General features: G+C 58.8%; 16 protein-coding genes. 8 read left to right on the forward strand and 8 right to left on the reverse strand.

What is annotated here, in order from left to right; translation table 11 throughout:
- The 3 genes from AC13RM_RS12555 to AC13RM_RS12565 all read right to left on the reverse strand — a co-directional run.
- Positions 1-797, reverse strand: a 797-nt coding sequence (locus tag AC13RM_RS12555) for an ABC transporter substrate-binding protein (RefSeq protein WP_488555141.1), incomplete at its 3' end; no start/stop codon positions are given.
- Between the two features lie 86 nt (positions 798-883).
- Entirely contained in the window at positions 884-1,669 is a 786-nt protein-coding gene (locus tag AC13RM_RS12560; protein WP_440478166.1) for a DUF4037 domain-containing protein, read from the reverse strand.
- 34 nt (positions 1,670-1,703) lie between these two features.
- Positions 1,704-3,023 carry an alpha-L-fucosidase gene (locus AC13RM_RS12565; RefSeq protein ID WP_374818797.1) on the reverse strand — a complete coding sequence of 440 codons (1,320 nt, stop codon included), beginning with the start codon at positions 3,021-3,023 and terminating at the stop codon, positions 1,704-1,706.
- A 203-nt stretch (positions 3,024-3,226) separates the two neighbouring features.
- Between AC13RM_RS12565 and AC13RM_RS12570 the strand changes: the two genes are divergently transcribed.
- The gene (locus AC13RM_RS12570) at positions 3,227-4,234 is read left to right on the forward strand and encodes a LacI family DNA-binding transcriptional regulator (RefSeq protein WP_113228456.1); all 1,008 of its coding nucleotides are present in this window, start codon (positions 3,227-3,229) and stop codon (positions 4,232-4,234) included.
- A gap of 138 nt (positions 4,235-4,372) precedes the next feature.
- Positions 4,373-6,577 (forward strand): DUF1217 domain-containing protein, encoded by a 2,205-nt coding sequence (locus AC13RM_RS12575; RefSeq protein WP_440478167.1) that lies wholly within the window; start codon positions 4,373-4,375, stop codon positions 6,575-6,577.
- A gap of 17 nt (positions 6,578-6,594) precedes the next feature.
- On the opposite strand, the gene AC13RM_RS12580 is transcribed toward AC13RM_RS12575, so the two are convergent.
- Both AC13RM_RS12580 and AC13RM_RS12585 read right to left on the reverse strand, forming a co-directional pair.
- Positions 6,595-7,371: an SDR family oxidoreductase gene (locus tag AC13RM_RS12580; protein WP_440478168.1), complete on the reverse strand. Its 777-nt coding sequence runs from the start codon at positions 7,369-7,371 to the stop codon at positions 6,595-6,597.
- A gap of 53 nt (positions 7,372-7,424) precedes the next feature.
- Positions 7,425-8,318 (reverse strand): aldose 1-epimerase, encoded by an 894-nt coding sequence (locus AC13RM_RS12585; protein WP_440478169.1) that lies wholly within the window; start codon positions 8,316-8,318, stop codon positions 7,425-7,427.
- 378 nt (positions 8,319-8,696) lie between these two features.
- Here AC13RM_RS12585 and AC13RM_RS12590 point away from each other — a divergent pair, with 378 nt between their 5' ends.
- From AC13RM_RS12590 to AC13RM_RS12610, 5 genes are all read left to right on the forward strand, one after another.
- Positions 8,697-9,680, forward strand: a complete 984-nt coding sequence (locus AC13RM_RS12590; protein ID WP_488555142.1) for an arabinose ABC transporter substrate-binding protein — start codon at positions 8,697-8,699, stop codon at positions 9,678-9,680.
- 71 nt (positions 9,681-9,751) lie between these two features.
- The gene (gene araG, locus AC13RM_RS12595) at positions 9,752-11,257 is read left to right on the forward strand and encodes an L-arabinose ABC transporter ATP-binding protein AraG (protein ID WP_488555143.1); all 1,506 of its coding nucleotides are present in this window, start codon (positions 9,752-9,754) and stop codon (positions 11,255-11,257) included.
- Positions 11,258-11,273: 16 nt separating this feature from the next.
- Positions 11,274-12,230, forward strand: a complete 957-nt coding sequence (gene araH / locus AC13RM_RS12600; protein WP_285174334.1) for an L-arabinose ABC transporter permease AraH — start codon at positions 11,274-11,276, stop codon at positions 12,228-12,230.
- 119 nt (positions 12,231-12,349) lie between these two features.
- A complete protein-coding gene (locus tag AC13RM_RS12605; protein ID WP_374818811.1) occupies positions 12,350-13,126 on the forward strand; it encodes a FadR/GntR family transcriptional regulator in 777 nt (258 codons plus the stop codon).
- 207 nt (positions 13,127-13,333) lie between these two features.
- Entirely contained in the window at positions 13,334-13,717 is a 384-nt protein-coding gene (locus tag AC13RM_RS12610) for a YybH family protein (protein WP_440478172.1), read from the forward strand.
- Positions 13,718-13,755: 38 nt separating this feature from the next.
- Here AC13RM_RS12610 and AC13RM_RS12615 read toward each other — a convergent pair whose 3' ends face one another.
- Positions 13,756-15,039, reverse strand: coding sequence for a cystathionine gamma-synthase family protein (locus AC13RM_RS12615; protein ID WP_374818817.1), 1,284 nt, complete (start codon positions 15,037-15,039; stop codon positions 13,756-13,758).
- 334 nt (positions 15,040-15,373) lie between these two features.
- On the opposite strand from AC13RM_RS12615, the gene AC13RM_RS12620 reads away from it, so the two are divergent.
- The gene (locus tag AC13RM_RS12620; RefSeq protein ID WP_374818820.1) at positions 15,374-16,153 is read left to right on the forward strand and encodes a class I SAM-dependent methyltransferase; all 780 of its coding nucleotides are present in this window, start codon (positions 15,374-15,376) and stop codon (positions 16,151-16,153) included.
- 103 nt (positions 16,154-16,256) lie between these two features.
- Here the strand turns inward: AC13RM_RS12620 and ppk2 are convergent, their stop codons facing one another.
- Both ppk2 and AC13RM_RS12630 read right to left on the reverse strand, forming a co-directional pair.
- The gene (gene ppk2 / locus AC13RM_RS12625) at positions 16,257-17,171 is read right to left on the reverse strand and encodes a polyphosphate kinase 2 (RefSeq protein WP_374818823.1); all 915 of its coding nucleotides are present in this window, start codon (positions 17,169-17,171) and stop codon (positions 16,257-16,259) included.
- Positions 17,172-17,267: 96 nt separating this feature from the next.
- Entirely contained in the window at positions 17,268-18,056 is a 789-nt protein-coding gene (locus AC13RM_RS12630; protein WP_374818826.1) for a 3-hydroxybutyrate dehydrogenase, read from the reverse strand.
- Between the last annotated feature and the right edge of the window lie 100 nt (positions 18,057-18,156).

The raw sequence follows: 18,156 nt of genomic DNA on the forward strand, positions 1-18,156 counted from the left end.
CCGGTAATCAGTGACCAGGGACCGTCTATATACATGGCGACATTGCCCGAAGCGAAGCGGCCGCTTGCCGCGGAGGCATCGGCCGCAGAGGCAAAGACCGGCGAGAGCTTGTCCTTGGCGGTGAGATCGGCGTATTTGCCGAACGCATCGACAAAGCCGGCATTGGTGAGGTCGAATTCATTGTCGGCGTTGAAATAATCCGCGCCGAGCGCGACGGGGCCGGCGATGAAATCGAAAGCCTGGGTGCCATAGCCGTATGCTCCGTCCTTGGTCAGTACCTTGGCGTCGGCCTTGAAGTCGTCGAACGTCCAGTCCTTGGCAGGTTCCTTCAAGCCGGCGGCTGCGAACTTGTCGCGATTGTAGAAGACCATCCACGGGCCGACATCGTAGGGCAGCGCATAGAGTTTGCCGTCCTGCGAAAGACCGGACATGATCGATGTTTCGAAGTCAGCCACCTTCACGTCGCTGCCTTTCACATAATCATCAAGCGGCGTCAGGATCGAAGAGAAATTCGGCAGGCGCATCGATTGCATTGAGACGATATCGGCGACCTGACCCGATGCCGCCAGAACCGGCAGGCGCGTCCAGTAGTCCGTCCAGCCCGAAAGCTGCAGCTTGATCTTGATATCGGGATATTGCTTGTTGACGAGATCGGCCAGCTGCTGCCAGAGCTCCGCATCGTTCGGCGCTCCCCACATCTGCCAGGTAAGGGTCACGGCGGCATCCTGCGCTTGCGCGCCGATGCCGGGTAGTGAGCTCGCCGCAAGGGCGGCGGCAAAGATCAATGAACGCTTCATGATTGTTCCTCCTCCTTAATGACTTTCGTTGTAGTGACGTTGATCACTATCCGGACGCTCCCCTCCGGCTTGGTCTTGCGGCTCGTTCACGCCGCGATCATGGCCTCCAGGTCGGCGATCAGGCCGATCAGTTCGCTTCGTTGACGCTGCCACGTGTCCGGGCCTTGCTCGGGCTCCAGAATGGCCGTCATCCGCTGGAGAAAGTCAGGCGGCAGCCGTTCAAGTTCGGCCGCCATGGGCAGGTTCCAGCCGTCGCCCGGAAAATAGACACGGTTGAAGGCAAAGACGGTCTGCAGAATGGCGTTGGCAAGCTTGCCTGTGAGACCGACGAGAAAGACGAGGTCGCGGCGAACGACCTTGCTCTCATAGTGATAATCCCTGGCCCAATAGCGCAGGACATCCATATATTGGCTGAGCACGGACGCCCGCAGCGCTTCCGGATATTGCGCCAGCTGCTGCCTCCAGCCGGCCAGTAACCCCCTGGGATCGGCGATGATCTGCTGGTTGGCGAGATCGGTCGGCAGATGATAGCCCCAGATCGTCCATTCGAAGCTCTTCGGCACGACGACGCCGGCAAGCCAGGAATCCAGGTCGCGCTGGACGCCGGCATACCGCCGCATCCAGACGCCATCCATGCGAATACCTTCGGCCCGCCAGTCTCGCAGCGCGGCATCGAAACGCCGCCACGCCGCGGTTTGCCGGACCTCCGGTCCGCGATAGGTGTCGGCATAGACTCTGAAGTCGAAATCCGATTGCGCATCCGACCATCCCTTGCCGCGCGATCCGGCGAGCGCGACGGCACCATTGCCGTCTTCTGCCAGATCGGCGATCAGGGGGGTCATCGCGGCAATGAGTTCGGTTTCGCGGCTCACGGCGGCACAGGGCGGCTGGGCTTCGCTATCTCCCTTAATCCTTGAGGATCAGTTCGATGACCGGGGTGACGACGTCAGGCTTGAGCACCGGCAGTTCCAGGGTCAAAATGCCATCCCCGACGGCGACGCCGATATTGGAGTCGACTTCGGCATCCGGGTCGAGCCAATGAAGCTCGCTGGCATCGTGCAGGAACTGTGCATATTTGACCTTGCGCCCCAGCCCTTCGATATGGATGTGGCGGAAGGGCCAGGTCTGTATATGCAGGTAGAGCCGATTGCCCTTCTGGGTGAAGCGGCATCCGTTTGGCGCCTTGTAGGTCGAAGGTCCTGCACCATAGATCGCGCGGCCGTTCAGCCGCAGCCATTCGCCATAGGTGTCGAGCGCCTTGATGGCGCGGGCGTCGAAGGTGCCGCGGCCGGTCGGACCGACATTCATCAGCAGATTGCCGCCGAGCGAGACCGTGTCGACCAGGATGTTGATGAGCTGGCCGGCATCCTTCCAGCTGGTCTCGTCGCGATAATAGCCCCAGGAGCCGCTGAAGGTGTGGCAAGCTTCCCATCGTACCGGCAGGCCCGCAACGGTCGGTGCGACGCGCGGCGTATATTGCTCCGGCGTGACGAGTTCGGGCATGTGATCCGCATCGCGCGGCAAGTCGAGGCGGTCGCCGACGATGATATCGGGTTGCAGCTGGCGCACCAGCTTCATCAGGTCGTCGCTCTCCCAATCGGCTCGGCCCTTGCCCGGCAGGCCCTTGTAGACGCGCTGTGGGTAGCTGAAATCGAACCAGATCACGTCGATCTTGCCAAAATTCGTCAGAAGCTCGGTCACTTGGTCGCGCATGTATTTGGCGTAACGCTTGACGTCGCGGCCCTCGTTGAGCTTGGCGGCGTCGGGATGGTTTCGCTGCGGGTGATGTCCGTCGATCGGGAAGTCGGGGTGGTGCCAGTCGAGCAGCGAATAATAGAAGCCGACCTTGAGCCCCTCGGCGCGAAGCGCTTCGACATAGGGGCCGATCAGGTCCTTGCCATAGGGTGTGTTGGTAACTTTGTAGTCGGTGACCTTGCTGTCCCACAGGCAGAAGCCTTCATGGTGCTTCGCGGTCAGAACGACATATTTCATGCCGGCTTCGCGAGCGCGGCGTGCCCATTCGCGGGCGTCGTAAAGGTCGGGGTCGAAATTGTCGAAATACTTCTGATAGGCCTCGGTGGTGAACTCTTCGCGGTTCTTCAGCCATTCGTGACGTGCGCCGAGGGCGTAAAGTCCGAAGTGGATGAACATGCCGAAGCGGTCGTGTCCAAACCATGCCTTGCCGTCGGCCACATTCTGGCCGCCACTGATCGCTGCGTCGCTCACACTATCCTCCCAAGTGTTAAGGCTTCATCGAACCGGTTCGATTTGATAATTGATCCACATGCCCAGTATGTCAAGCGCACTGTTGAAATCTCTTTCCGCATATTGCTTCATGGCCGGCAAATGTTAGATTTGTGACAAAGATTCATGGAAGGGAGTCCTTTCGATCGGAAGGCTTGAGGCGATAGAAACGGTTCGAAAAATTCATGGCCACCATTCGTGACGTCGCCAAACTCGCTGACGTATCCGTCTCGACGGTGTCGCTGGCTTTGAGCAATCCGGCGCGCGTCAGCCAGAAAACGCTGGAGAAAATCCGTCAGGCGATCGCCGCGGTCGGCTTCGTTGCCGATCCGCTTGCCCAGAGCCTGGCGCGTGGGCGCAGCCGCATGATCGGCTTCATCGTCGGCAATGTCGGCAACCCGTTTTTCGGGGATATCCGACGCGAGCTGGAAAATTATGCGCTGGACCACCAGCACTTCGTCGTCGTCACCGATTCCTCAGGCAAAACGGATCGCGAGAGGGCCATGGTCGAGCACCTGATCGGCCTGAAGACCGCAGGCCTCGCACTTGCGCCGTCAGGCCATGATCGGGATTATATCGACTTCATTGCCGGCCTGAACCTGCCGATCGTCTGTTTCGACCAGAAGGTTGCCGGCATCGAGCGCGATTTCGTCGGCTCCGACAACTATCTGGCCGGGGCGATGCTGACGGAACATCTCCTGCAGCTCGGCCACAGGCGCATCGCCGTCATTACCGGCCCGAGCCATATGCATACCGCGACGGAGAGATATCGCGGCTTTGCCGATACGATGGCCAATGCCGGCGTGGACATCAATCCGAATTTCGTCGTCGACGGCCAGTTCACGCGCACAGCCGGCTACGAGGCGGCCATGCGTCTGCTGATCCAGCCCGAACGCCCCACTGCGATCCTCGGCACCAATAACGCAGTTGCGCTCTCGACGCTGCAAGCCATGCAGGAGCTGGGCTTCCGCTGTCCCGAAGACATCTCGCTCGCCATGATCGACAATGTCCAATGGAGCTCGGTCATCACGCCACGCATCACCATGGTGGTCCAGGATACGCTGGCGCTCGGCGGCATCATCGCTAGACGCCTGATGCACCGCATCACCAATCCGCAAGGTGCGGTCGAGCCGCCGCAGGATTTCGTGCTGACGCCGAAATTCGTTCCGGGCAATTCCTGCCGGAGAATTTAAGGCTCCGTGCCCGCGGCGTAGCTGAGATTGATTACACCGAATGGCAAAGCACAGATTGCTGATCTAGTCTCGCGCAAGGTCCGGTTGCGATAATTTATGCGGGGCGAATATCGATGAACTGCGCTGTGGGGGCGATCTATGATTTCGACGTATCTCGGCTACGTGTCCGCGACAAAGGACATGGCATCGACGCTTGCGCGCATCGCCAAACAGGCGACGGTCAAAAGCGACCAGCAATATTACGATGCGCATATCGGCAAGATTAAGAATGTCGATGAGTTTCTGAGCGACTACAAACTGTATAGCTATGCGGTGAAGGCCTATGGCCTCGAGGACATGACCTACGCCAAGGCCTTCATGAAAAAGGTCCTGACCAGCGATCTCAGCGACACGAGCAGCTTTGCAAACAAACTGACGGACAGCCGCTATCGTCAATTCGCTGCCGCTTTCAATTTCGGCGGCACGTCAAAAAATCAATCGGCTCAAAGCGATTCGCAGAAGAGCGATACGATCGGGCTCTATGAGCAATCCTTCGCCAATGAGACGGCCTTGGCCAAGAAGGAAAGCAAATTCTACGATAGCTGGATCGACAAGGTGTCGAACGTCGACGATATCGTCAATAGCAGCAGGATGACGGACTATATCCTGCGGGCACATGGTCTAAACCCGGACAATATCTCGAAGGCGTTCTTGAAGTCGGTTCTGACCAGTGATGTCAACGACCCGAACAGCTTCGTCAACACGGCGAGCAATTTCTCGACGGCATCGCTGCAGCCGACATACAAGCTGATCGCGTCGCAGTTCAGCTTCAATGCCGACGGAACGCTTTCCGGTGCGACTGCGCAGACGGCGGAGCAGAAGGAGGCCATGATCTCGCGGTATGACAGCATGGTCCCGAGCCTGTTGAGCCCGGCTGCGGCCACCAGCAATGACGACTATTATCGCCAGGCAATCACGAAAGTTCAGTCGCTCAGCGAGATCACCGGCGACAACAGGCTGTTTTCCTATATCAAGACGGCATTCAATCTCAATCCCAAGCTCACTCCGGTCCAGTTCAATCTCGCTTTCACGAACTCCGATTATGCTGCCGTGACCGGAATGGCGGATATGGTTTCGCACTTTCAGTTTGCGTCCGATGGTACGCTGCCGGCCGGTCAGCCGGCGCAGACGCAGCAAGCCATCGACGACATCTCGGCCAAATATTTGAACCAGGCGAAAGATGCGAAACAGAACCTGTTCGGCGATGCCGAAAAACACTACAAGACCGCGGTCGGCGAGATAAAGACGATCGCGGACTTCTTTGCCGCCAACGATACCAAGAACAAGAATCTTCCAACCGTGGAGGACATGGCGCTTCGCGCCTTCGGGATCGGCAAGAACGAGGTCTCCAGAGATCAGCTGCGCAAGATCCTGGAAAGCGATCCCTATGACAGCAAGAGCTATGTCAACTCGCTGAAAGACGACAGATTCGTCGAGCTTGCCAAGGCATTCAATTTTGACAGCAAAGGCAATCTGCGGGCGCCGGTCACGGCGCTGTCGCAAACCTCGATCAACAGCCTGATCTCAGCCTATTCGAAGTCGAAGACCTTCGGATTGACCGGCGAGATGCGAGACAAGGCGGTCAAGGATGCGAAGGACGCAGCGACCGAATTCAGCAAGTCGATCGCCAAGATCAAGACGGTCGACGAACTTCTGGCTGACAAGAAGCTGACGGAGTTTATCCTCATTGCGAACAATATCGATCCCAAGTCGGTCGACAAGAATACCTTGAAGAAGGCTTTCACTGCGGATCCCGAGGATGCCAAGGGCTTTTTGAACACGCAGGCAGGCCAACAGTTCAAGGCGATGGTGAACGTCTTCAATTTCGACGCCAAGGGAAATCTGACCACAGCCAAGATCGAGCAGGGGCAGAACAAGGGCGCACGTCTCGCCACCAACGATCTCTATCTTCATCAGACCCTGGAGACGCAGCAGGGGAGCTCCAACGAAGGCGTCCGCCTCGCTCTCTATTTCCAGCGCAAGGCGCCGCAGGTCAATTCCGTCTACGATATCATGTCGGATCCGGCGCTCTACAATGTGATCAAGACGACCTATTCGCTGCCCGCATCCATGTCGAACATGGATGTGACCCGCCAGGCAGCTATGCTTGAAAAACTATTCCCGATCAAGGACTTGCATGACGCCGGCAAGGTGAACAGCCTGCTCAAGCGCTTCTCGGCCGTCTATGATGCGGCAAATGGCGGGAATACGACCTCCGCCGCATCCGCCATCCTGACGCGCGGGTCGGGGATTGGCATGAGCGCGGACCTGATGCTCTCGATTGCCCAGCTCAGATCGCGATAGCCTCTTCGTTTGCGACACTATTGATGCTGCAATACGCTCAGGCCTCCGTCCACGGTCAGGCAGGTGGCATTCATGAAGGGACACTCGTCAGAGACCATGAAGACCGCTGCCATGGCGATTTCGTGAGGCGTGGCGATGCGGCCGCCCGGATGTAGCTTCATCGTCTCCGCCCTGGCCTTTTCCGGGTCGGGGAAACTGTTCCAGTAATCGATGGCCTTCTGCGTTGCGACATAGCCGGGCGCGAGCGCGTTCACGCGCACGTTCTTCGAGGCATATTCGATCCCCAGCGATTTGGTCATGCCAAGAAGCGCATGCTTGGCAAGCGGATAGGGGAAGGTGTGCGGAATGATCGTGAAGGCGTGGGTCGAGGCGATGTTGAGTATGACGCCGCCACTGCGGGCGATCATCTCGGGCAGCATGGACCGGCAGCAATTCCAGGCGCCCTTGAGGTTGATGTCAAAGCATCGTTCCCAGTCCTCGTCCGTCGTCTGCAACGGCTCGGCAAAGACGTTGACCCCGGCATTGTTGACGAGCGCATTGATGCCGCCGATTTCGCCGGATGCTCTCGCCACGGCTGCGCGCACGGCTTCGGTATCGGTGATGTCGGCGGCTTGATAGCCGAGATTGGCGCCATCTTCCTTCAGCCTATCCGCAGCCTGTTCCAGCAGAGCTTCGTCGCGATCGATCAGGAAGATGCTTGCATCTTCGGCCACGCATGCCTCGGCTATGGCCAGCCCGATCCCCTGTGCGGCTCCGGTAATGAAGATCCGTTTTCCCGAAAGGCGATTTGACATCCAGTATTCCTCTTTGTGCTGGGGCGGAAGTCTCGCGGTCAGCCGGTCGCGGGCTACCGCGAATATTCCTGTGGCTGCAAGCGGATCGATCCTGCAAATGTCTCCCCGGGCTGCAGGATTTTCAAATCTCCGAGATCGGGAAGATTGTGACCGTTGGCAATGTGGGACATTGGCTCGAAGCAGAAATAGTCATGGCGAAAGGCCGGGTTGAAGTTTGTGTCGGGGACGAAGATGAAGGCGTGCCTGATCGACGTGTCGGCAGTCAGGCGCAGGCGTGCATGTCTTTCCGGCCAGACGATCTCCGCCTCGCCGCTCCATCCCTCGAAGCCGTTGTTGACCCAGCGGCGAGGCAAGGGGGAGGGTGCGGAGAAATCGAGATCGGCCGGAATCTCGGTAGGTTCTCCCGGAAGCCAGCCTTCTGTTTCTGTCCAAAATCGCAGCGCCGGCGCAAAGAGCGTCGTCTCAGGGGTCATCGGGAAGTATGGATGCCAGCCAAGCCCGAAGGGCAGCGCCCCCTTGCCGGTGTTCTCAACGCTCATGTGAAGCATCAGCCCTTCGGATGACAGAGCGATGATCTGTCTCGCTTCGTAACTGTAGGGCGTATCGCCCTCCCGATGATGAAAGCCGATCTGCAGTTCGTTGCTGCTGCGGGAGAGGACGGACCATTCAGCCTGCCAACCGTCGCCGTGAAGGTAATGAGGATCTGAGGCCGTGTTCGGCCTGAGCCGGTAGTCGTGCCCCTCGAACTCGAAGCGATTGTTTCGCACGCGGTTGCCGAAGGGAACGAGGGGATAGCAGGCGGAGGCGGACGCCTGCGCATCATCGGGAGCGGGTCTCAATAGTGCAATTCTGCTGCCTTCCATCGTCCAGGCATAATCAAGCAATGTGCCGCCGAAGGTTGAAACGCGAGCCGAAAGCGAACCGTCCTGCAAATCGATAATGGTCATTAAACGGTTGCCTTCCCCTCACAACCAAGGCCGGTGCCGAACGGATGGCACCCTATATTTGCCTCATTCCATGTCAACATATATATATGATTTATTTTGGACTATCTTTGAGGTTTCTACCGTTAAATCTCGCGATTCCTCCATATGTAGTATTTCAAGCGGAGCTCCTCGCTACCGCTCAACGCTGCAATAACGCAAATAATCATACATAAATATTGACTGGTATGATGTTTTTTCATATTCAAGGTCGCGGGTCCTTGGGCTGCAAATGCAGCTTAATTGTTATACAAATAATTGACTCGTATTACAATATAACTTACGGAAATCGAGCAGTTCCCGGGAGATGGATGGGGACGCGCAAACAAAGGGAGAGAGATCATGCGCTTTTTCAAAGCGGCAATCCTTGCAGGCACCTTTGCCGTTCTGGCGGCCGGCTCTGCTTTCGCGGAGGACGTCAAGATCGGCTTCATCGTGAAGCAGCCGGAAGAACCCTGGTTCCAGGATGAGTGGAAGTTTGCTGATCAGGCGGCCAAGGAGAAGGGCTTCACGCTCGTCAAGATCGGCGCCGAGGATGGCGAGAAGGTTCAGTCGGCGATCGATAATCTCGGCGCGCAAGGTGCGCAGGGCTTCATCATCTGCACGCCGGACGTGAAGCTCGGCCCCGGTATCGTTGCCAAGGCTGCCGCCAATCAGCTGAAGCTGATGACCGTCGACGACCGCCTGGTGAATGCCGAGGGCAAGCCGCTCGAAGATGTACCGCATATGGGCATTTCCGCAACGAAGATCGGCGAGACCGTGGGCCAGGCGATCGTCGACGAAATCAAGAAGCGCGGCTGGGACATGAAGAATGTCGGCGCGATCCGCGTGTCCTACGATCAGCTGCCGACTGCCGTCGACCGCGTCGAAGGCGCGATCGCGGTTCTGAAGGCCGCGGGTTTTCCGGCCGCGAATATCTACGACGCACCGCAGGCCAAGACCGATACGGAAGCAGCGCTCAACGCCGCGACCACGGTTCTCAACAAGCATGCCGATATCAAATACTGGGTCGCTTTCGGCCTCAACGACGAAGCCGTGCTCGGTGCCGTCCGTGCCTCGGAATCGGTCGGCATTCCCGCAACGAACATGATCGGCGTCGGCATCGGCGGCGCGGATTCGGCGATCAACGAGTTCAAGAAGCCCGCTGCGACCGGCTTCTTCGGAACTGTCATCATCTCGCCGAAGCGTCATGGCTATGAAACGGCGCTCAACATGTATGACTGGATCGCCAACAGCAAGGAGCCGCCGAAGCTGACGCTCACCTCCGGTTCCCTCGCGCTGCGCGGCGATTACGAAAAGGTTCGCAAGGATCTCGGCATCGAATGATCATCCAGGCAGGATGATGTCCGTCCGGCGGCCTCATAAATGCCGCCGGACCTTCTCTCGATGGAGCAAGCATGGCTTTCCTTGAATTCAAGGGCATTTCCAAGGGCTATCCCGGTGTCCAGGCGCTGTCCGACGTCTCTTTCGATGTCGAAAGAGGCGCCGTGCACGGGCTGATGGGAGAAAACGGCGCCGGCAAATCGACGCTGATCCGGGTTCTCTCCGGCGATCAGGCGGCGGATAGCGGCAGCATCGTCATCGATGGCGTGGAGCAACGCTACAGCTCCGTCCGCGATGCCTTTCATGCCGGCGTCATCGTCATCCATCAGGAACTGCAGCTGGTGCCGGAACTGACGGTTGCCGAAAACCTCTGGCTCGGCCGTTTTCCCGGCAAGGCCGGCGTGATCGACGGCAAGAGGCTGATCGAGACCGTTCGCACCAAGCTCAAGCAAATTGGCATCGATGTCGATCCCGCGGCAAAGGTGTCCTCGCTGTCGATCGGCGCGCGCCAGATGGTGGAGATCGCCAAGGCCGTCATGGTCGATGCGCGGGTGATCGCGCTCGATGAGCCGACCTCCTCGCTCTCGTCACGTGAAAGCGAAATCCTGTTTTCCCTGATCGACCGGTTGAGAGCCAACGGCACCGTCATTCTTTATGTCTCCCATCGCCTGGATGAGATCTTCCGGCTCTGCGATAGCCTCACCGTGCTGCGCGACGGCAAACTTGCAGCCCATCATCCTGATATTGCCGATACGACGCGCGAGCAGATCATCTCGCAAATGGTCGGCCGCGAAATCAGCAATATATGGGGCTGGCGCGAGCGGCCGCTCGGCGAGGTACGTCTGGAAGTTACGGCGCTCTCCGGCTCGAAGTTGCGCCATCCCGTCAGCTTCTCGGTTCGCAGGGGCGAAATCCTTGGCTTTTTCGGCCTCATCGGCGCCGGCCGAAGCGAAATGGCCCGGCTTCTTTATGGCGCCGATCATCGTCATCAGGGCAGCGTCTCGATAGATGGCGTCGCCGTCGCGCCGAACAATCCGAAGGCGGCCATCAGTGCCGGCATGGTTCTCTGCCCTGAAGATCGAAAGTTCGACGGCATCATTCAGGGGCGATCGATCGAGGAAAACATTGCGATTTCTTCGCGGCGGCATTTCTCACCCTTCGGCATCCTCAATCTGAAGAAGGAAGCCTCGGTCGCCGATCAGTTCATCGCCAAGCTCAGGGTCCGTACGCCCTCGCGCAAGCAGGATATCGTCAATCTCTCGGGCGGCAACCAGCAGAAGGTCATCCTCGGTCGCTGGCTTTCGGAGCAGGGTGTCAAGGTTCTCGTCATCGACGAGCCGACGCGCGGCATCGATGTCGGCGCCAAGTCGGAAATCTATGAAATTCTCTACGAGCTGGCGGCAGGCGGCATGGCGATCGTCGTTATCTCCAGCGAGCTTCCCGAGGTCATGGGCATTTCCGATCGCATCATGGTCATGTGCCAGGGTCGCGTCGCCGCCAATGTCGCTCGCGCTGATTTCGACGAACGGGCCATTCTGACTGCAGCCTTGCCCGACAAGAATGCCGCCGGCACAATCTAATTCAGGAATAGTAGTGATGAATTCGTTGAAAAAAATCCTTCTCGGCGAACAGGGCCTCGTGGTGATCTTCGCGATCGCCTTCGTGATCGTCTCGCTCTTCGTGCCGAGCTTCCTGACGGAGCGCAACATGCTCGGCCTGCTGCAGTCGGTGGTGACGATCGGCATCGTCGCCTGCACGATGATGTTCTGCCTGGCCTCGCGCGACTTCGATCTCTCGGTCGGCTCGACGGTCGCCTTCTCGGGCATGATCGCCGTTATGGTGTCGAACTCCACCGGCTCCATTCCGCTCGGCCTGCTCGCCGCACTGATCTGCGGCAGCGTCGTCGGCGTCGTCAACGGCGTCGTCATCGCCAAGTTCCGCATCAATGCGCTGATCACCACGCTCGCGACGATGCAGATCGTGCGCGGCCTCGCCTTGATCGCGTCTGATGGCCGTGCCGTCGGCATCAACGATCCGGCCTTTTATCAGCTGGCGCTGTCGCGCTTGCTGACGGTGCCGACGCCGATCTGGATCATGGTGCTGCTCTTCATCATCTTCGGCTTCACGCTCAACCGCACTGTTTTCGGCAAGAACACGCTTGCGATCGGCGGCAATCCCGAGGCGTCGCGTCTTGCCGGCGTCAATGTCGTCAACATGCGGATCTGGATCTTTGCCTTGCAGGGTCTTGTCTGCGCCATTGCCGGCATTCTGCTTGCCTCGCGCATCACTTCGGGCCAGCCGAACGCGGCAACCGGGCTCGAGCTCTCCGTCATCTCGGCATGCGTGCTTGGCGGTGTGTCGCTTGCGGGCGGCCGCGCAGCGATGACCGGCGTGATCGTCGGTGTCCTCATCATGGGTATCGCCGAGAACGTCATGAACCTGCTCAATATCCAGGCCTTCTATCAATATCTCGTGCGCGGCTGCATTCTGCTGCTTGCCGTCCTGTTGGACAATCTGCGGTCGTCGGCGGCAGGGCGTGGCAGTCGCTTGTAACGGTCGGATTTCCCAGGAGAAGTTTGGGGAGAAGTTTGTCGGGCTTGCAGTTGCGCATTGATGCCGGGGCGTAGTGCCGCTCATGATCGCTGACGGGCCAGCGGAAGGGAGTGCTAGGGATGAGTACGCGTTTGGGGTCTTTACGGACGGCGCAGGCCGGGGCCGCGCCCGAGCAGGGAAGGCGAACCGTGCGCGAGGAGCTGTTGAAGAAGCTCATCGGCCAGATCGTCTCGGGTGCTCTTGCCGAGGGCTCGCTTCTTCCCAACGAGGCTGAGCTTTCGGAGGTTTATGGCGTCAGCCGCACCAGCCTGCGCGAAGCCATGCAATATTTATCGGCGCTGGGGATGGTTCGCTCGCGCACCCGCGCCGGCACCACCGTCCTCCCACGAGAGAACTGGAACTATCTGGACCCGCTGGTTCTCGATGCGACCCTGGCACTCAGCAACGACCGCAGCTTCTACGATTCCCTGCTCGATGCGCGGCAAGTGCTGGAACCCGCCGCTGCCGCACAGGCGGCTGCCAATGCCACGGCCAAGCAGCTCGCACAGATTGCCGAAGCCTTCGAGGATATGGTCGCCGCCAATGCCCGCGACAACGAGGCATGGAGCCAGGCGGATCTGGAGTTTCATACCGCCATCATCAATGCCAGCGGCAACTGGGTTTTCCGCCAGTTCGCCACTGCGATCCGCGCCGCTTTGCTGGCGAGTTTTCGCCTGACCAACCGGGCCAGCCAGTCGCATGATTACGCGATCGCGCGCCATCAGGATGTCCTGGATGCGATCCGCATGCGCCGTCCCGATGCTGCACGTTTTGCCATGGAACAGCTGATCGGAACGGCCAGAATGGAACTTAGCGACGCCCTGCGTGCCGCCAAGCCGAAGGACGGGTCGGAATAGGCCGGTTCGTCTGCGGCAAAGAAGGCCCCACTATCTGCTATATGTCCGGCATGACGGAGCGCGCTATATCGTTAATCTGGATATTGAAACCTGGCCGGATGATTGAGTTTAGGCAACGGCGACTTTCTCCGTCCAATAATTCTCGCCTCACGAGTTGAAACGCAGCCGCTGTTGCAATGCAGCGCTGTCTATGGAGGAAATGTCGCAGTGACCGACGATGAAAAGGCAATCCGGAAAGTCGTGGAAACCTGGACTGCCGCGAGTAGGGCGGGCGATACGGCGACCGTCCTCGGGCTGATGACGGACGATGTCATCTTCATGATTCCCGGCCAGGAGCCCTTTGGCAAGGAGGCATTTGCTGCGGCTTCCAAAGGCATGGAGGGTATGAAGATGGAGGGTGCGAGCGAGATCGTCGAGCTGCAGGTGCTTGGTGACTGGGCCTATATCCGCAATCACATCGATATGACGGTGACACTGCCTGATGGCGACGCTGTTCATCAATCGGGCTATACGCTCACGCTTCTGCGCAAGGAGGCAGGCGGTGAGTGGCGCCTCGCGCGTGATGCCAACCTCCTGGCCGTGCGGCCCTGATCTATCTCGCTCCCAGCCTTTCGGCCGCGTAGGCTTTATCAAGCGGCGTCGAGGGCAGCGGCAAGATCGGCAATCAGATCGTCGGGATGTTCGATCCCGATCGACAGGCGGATCGTCGATTCCAGCACGCCGATGCGGTGGCGTACATCCACAGGCACGCCGGAATGCGTTGTCGTTGCCGGATGGGAAGCGAGTGATTCCGTGCCGCCGAGGCTGACGGCGAGCTTGAAGATCTGCAGCGCGTTCAGGAATTTGAACGATGCCGGCTGGCCACCCTTGATGTCGAAGGAGAAGGTGGAGCCCGCACCGCTGCACTGGGCGGCGAAGGTACGGCCCCTTGCCGAGGACGGATCCGTGTAGGGCAGGTAATGGATCTGCTCGACCTTCGGATGATCCCGCAGGAAATCGGCGACCGCCAGGGCGTTGCTGTTTGCCCGCTCCATGCGGATCTGCAGCGTTTCCAGCGACCGGCCGAGCATCCAGCAGGAATGCGGATCGAGCTGAGTGCCGATCGCTCCGCGCAGCGCCTTCACCTGTTTGATGACGGCTTTTGAGCCGAGGGCGGCGCCCGCGATCAGATCGGAATGGCCGCCGACATATTTGGTCAGCGAATAGAGGGAGATATCGGCCCCGTGCTCGATCGGCCGCTGAAAGACCGGGCCGAGCAGCGTATTGTCGCAGGCGATGATCGGGGTATGTCCCTGTTTCCTGCCGATCGCATCGGCGATGCGGCGGATCATGGCGATATCGACGAGGCTGTTCGTGGGGTTAGCAGGCGTTTCCACGAGAATGACCGAGACACGGCCTTTGGTCATGGCCTCCTCGGCAGCTGCCGTCACCGAGCCTTCGTTGACGCCATCGGCGAAGCCGACGGCCGCGACCCCGAGATTGAGGAATGTCTTGGCGACCAGCGTTTCCGTGCCGCCATAAAGCGGCTGCGAATGCAGGATCGCATCGCCCGGTCGCGCGAAGGTGAGAAGGGTCGTCGCGATGGCCGACATGCCGGAGGAAAACAGCGCGCCGCTTTCCGCTTTTTCGTAAACGGCAAGGCGATCCTCGACGATTTCGCTATTGGGATGATTGAAGCGGGAATAGACGAGGCCGACCCCCGTGCCCGCCGGCGGTTCGGTGCGGCCGGAGATATAGTTGAAGAAATCACGCCCGTCCTCTGCCGATTTGAAGACGAAGGTCGAGGTCAGGAAAACAGGCGGCTTGACCGCGCCCTCGGAGAGCTCAGGGTCATAGCCGTAATTCAGCATCTGTGTTTCGGGATGGAGGGGGTGGTTGCCGATATGCGTTTTGGACGGATGCGGCGCAGTCATGACGGTCTCCTCGGCCGATGAGGTGAATTTTAGACTCACATTATACATCACTTAGGATGCCGGCTCGCAATTCGTCATCATCTGCGATGCGGTTCGGTACTGGCCCAATATAGGTCAGAACTATCCAACTAGCGCATGACTATCCGGAATACGACAGAAAGGTCGCTATATCCGTGAGTGGCGCTCGCCGTGACGCCCTACCACCCCAATTTTCGAGAGCTTCCGGCTTCGCTGTAGCGGTCATGCAGAAATGGGGCGTTTCTTGATCGACCAGTCCTAACCGATGGGGAGGCTCGGAGGCGAAATGCATGAGGAAAACCAGTGAGGTTTACATTTGAAATCGGGCGTTCGAAAATTTGTGTTTCGTGATCTTCAAAAAATCGATGGTTACATCGACCCACCGGATGCGCTTGTCTTCCTGTCTTTGATCGAAAAGCAAAGACAGGAGAAACTATACGGCGGTCTCGCCGAAATCGGGGTTTATTACGGGCGATCCTATTTTTTGCTGCGCAAGATCAGCGCACCCGATGACAATGTGCTTGCGATCGATCTTTTCGACATAGAAGCGAATGGTGCGCAATATCAACGCTTTCTCGACAACGGAAAATCGCTGGGCATTCCCGTCGACGAGGACCTCGTCATAACAGGCGATAGCACCGGGCTCGATCCGCAGGCCATCATCGATAGGGTTGGGCAGGTTCGTTTTTTCAGTATCGATGGAGGACATTTGCTTCGCCACATCGTTGCCGACAGCCGGTTAGCGAAGAGTGTTCTGACCGATCACGGCATCATCGCCTTCGACGACACCTTCAATCCGGCTTGGCCGGAGGTGACGGTCGGCGTCTCGGATTTTCTGCGCAGAAACAGCGATACCTTTGCCGCCTTCTGCATGACGAAGTATAAGACCTATGTCTGCCGGCGCGACTTTCATGAGCTCTATCGAGCCGCGCTTGACCAGGCACGGCATCTTCTGCCGTTCGAGCACGCGGAGATGGATTTTCTCGGCTCGAAAGTCCTCAGGCTGCACAATCCCATCAACCGGAGGGTTGCCTATGAGCTTCTACAGCGGCTGGGCTTGGGGGCGATATCCGAATGGGCCTATCGTTCAGCCTGACCTTGAGCCGGCCCGGCTTGCCGGTTGGCGGAACTAGCGCGATTTCGTTTTTCAAGTAATTCTTCAGAGGGGCCCGCCGGAGGCGGACCCCTCATCGGTTTCATCAGTAGATTTCAGGCACATACATTTCCGGCGGGACCGGCGTACGGTGATAGTCTGCATTGCGCATGCGTTCCGGCAGCACGATTTCCGGCTTCGGTACGCTTTCGTAGGGGATCTGGCCCAGAAGATGGGCGATGCAGTTGAGGCGCGCCTTCTTCTTGTCGACGGCATGGACGACCCACCACGGCGCTTCCGGAATATGGGTGCGCTCCAACATCTCTTCCTTGGCCTTGGTGTATTCTTCCCAATGCACGCGGCTCTGCAGATCCATCGGTGAAAGCTTCCACTGCTTCAGCGGGTCCTGAATGCGCATGTTGAAGCGGAATTCCTGCTCCTCGTCGGTGATCGAGAACCAGTATTTCAGGAGAATGATGCCGGAGCGAACCAGCATGCGCTCAAAATCCGGCACGGAGCGGAAGAACTCCTCCAACTCCTCCGGCGAGCAGAAGCCCATGACGCGTTCGACGCCGGCGCGGTTATACCAGCTGCGGTCGAAAAGCACCATTTCGCCAGCTGTCGGTAGATGAGCGGCATAACGCTGGAAATACCATTGGTGCCGTTCGCGTTCTGTCGGGGCTGGCAATGCGACCACGCGGCAGACGCGCGGGTTGAGGCGCTGGGTGACACGCTTGATGGCGCCGCCCTTGCCGGCGGAATCGCGGCCCTCGAACAGCACGACGACCTTCAGCTTCTTGTACTGCACCCAGTCCTGCAGGCGCACGAGTTCATGCTGAAGGCGGAAGAGTTCGCGGAAGTAGACCCGCCGGTCGAGCGTCGCCTCGCCTTCGCTGATGAGACCTTCTGCGACCAGCTCGTCGAGCCGATCCTCTTCGAGCTGCATCTCCAGCTCTTCGTCGAAGCTATCGACGATCTCATCCTTGATGCGGCTGAGCGGGTCCTGGTTCTCTTCGGTCATTGCGCGCCTCCTGCTCTGTTTTCATCTTGTCGTTACTGCGGCTCACGGCCGCAAAGCCGGCGCATTCGGCAAATATGCGTCGGCTATGTCTCGGCATTATTCGGCGGTCCAGCCGCCGTCGACGGAAAGCGTCGTGCCGGTAATCTGCTTGGCTGTATTGCCGCAAAGGAAGACGGCGATTGCGGCCACTTCATCGACCGTCACGAATTCCTTCGTCGGCTGGGCGGCCAGAAGCACATCGTGCTTAACCTGCTCTTCCGTCATATTGCGCGCCTTCATCGTCTCCGGGATCTGCTTCTCGACAAGCGGTGTCCAGACATAGCCGGGCGCGATGGAGTTGACGGTCACGCCATCTTGTGCGGCTTCAAGGGCGATCGTCTTGGTGAGGCCGGTGATGCCATGCTTGGCGGAAACATAGGCCGACTTAAAGGGCGAGGCGACCAGCGCGTGTGCCGAAGACGTATTGATGATGCGGCCCCATTTGCGTGCCTTCATGCCGGGGATGGCGGCCTTGATGGCGTAGAAGGCGGCAAGCAGATTGATGCGGATGATCGCTTCCCACTTGTCGTCGGGAAACTCTTCGATCGGAGCCACGAACTGGATACCGGCATTGTTGACGAGAATATCGAGGCTGCCGAAGGCTTCCTCGGCTTCACGCACCATTGATGTCACTTCTTCGCCATTCATCATGTTGGCGGCGGAGTAGCGGCACTTCACGCCGAAATCGGCTTCGATGCCAGCGCGTTCCTTTTCGATCGCATCGGCATCGCCAAGGCCGTTGATCGTCACATTCGCGCCCTCGGCGGCAAAGGCACGGGCGATCGCAAGCCCGATGCCGCTCGTCGAACCGGTGACCAGCGCATTCTTCGAAGTCAACGAACCCATGATGCAACTCCTGCAATGTCTATGACATGGTTGAGTAAATGGAAAAGGCTGAGATGAGCGCACACTGCCAGCCTCGTATGTCGCTTTGATAACAGTGCGG

The organism is Martinezella sp. CNPSo 3732, from assembly GCF_057784515.1.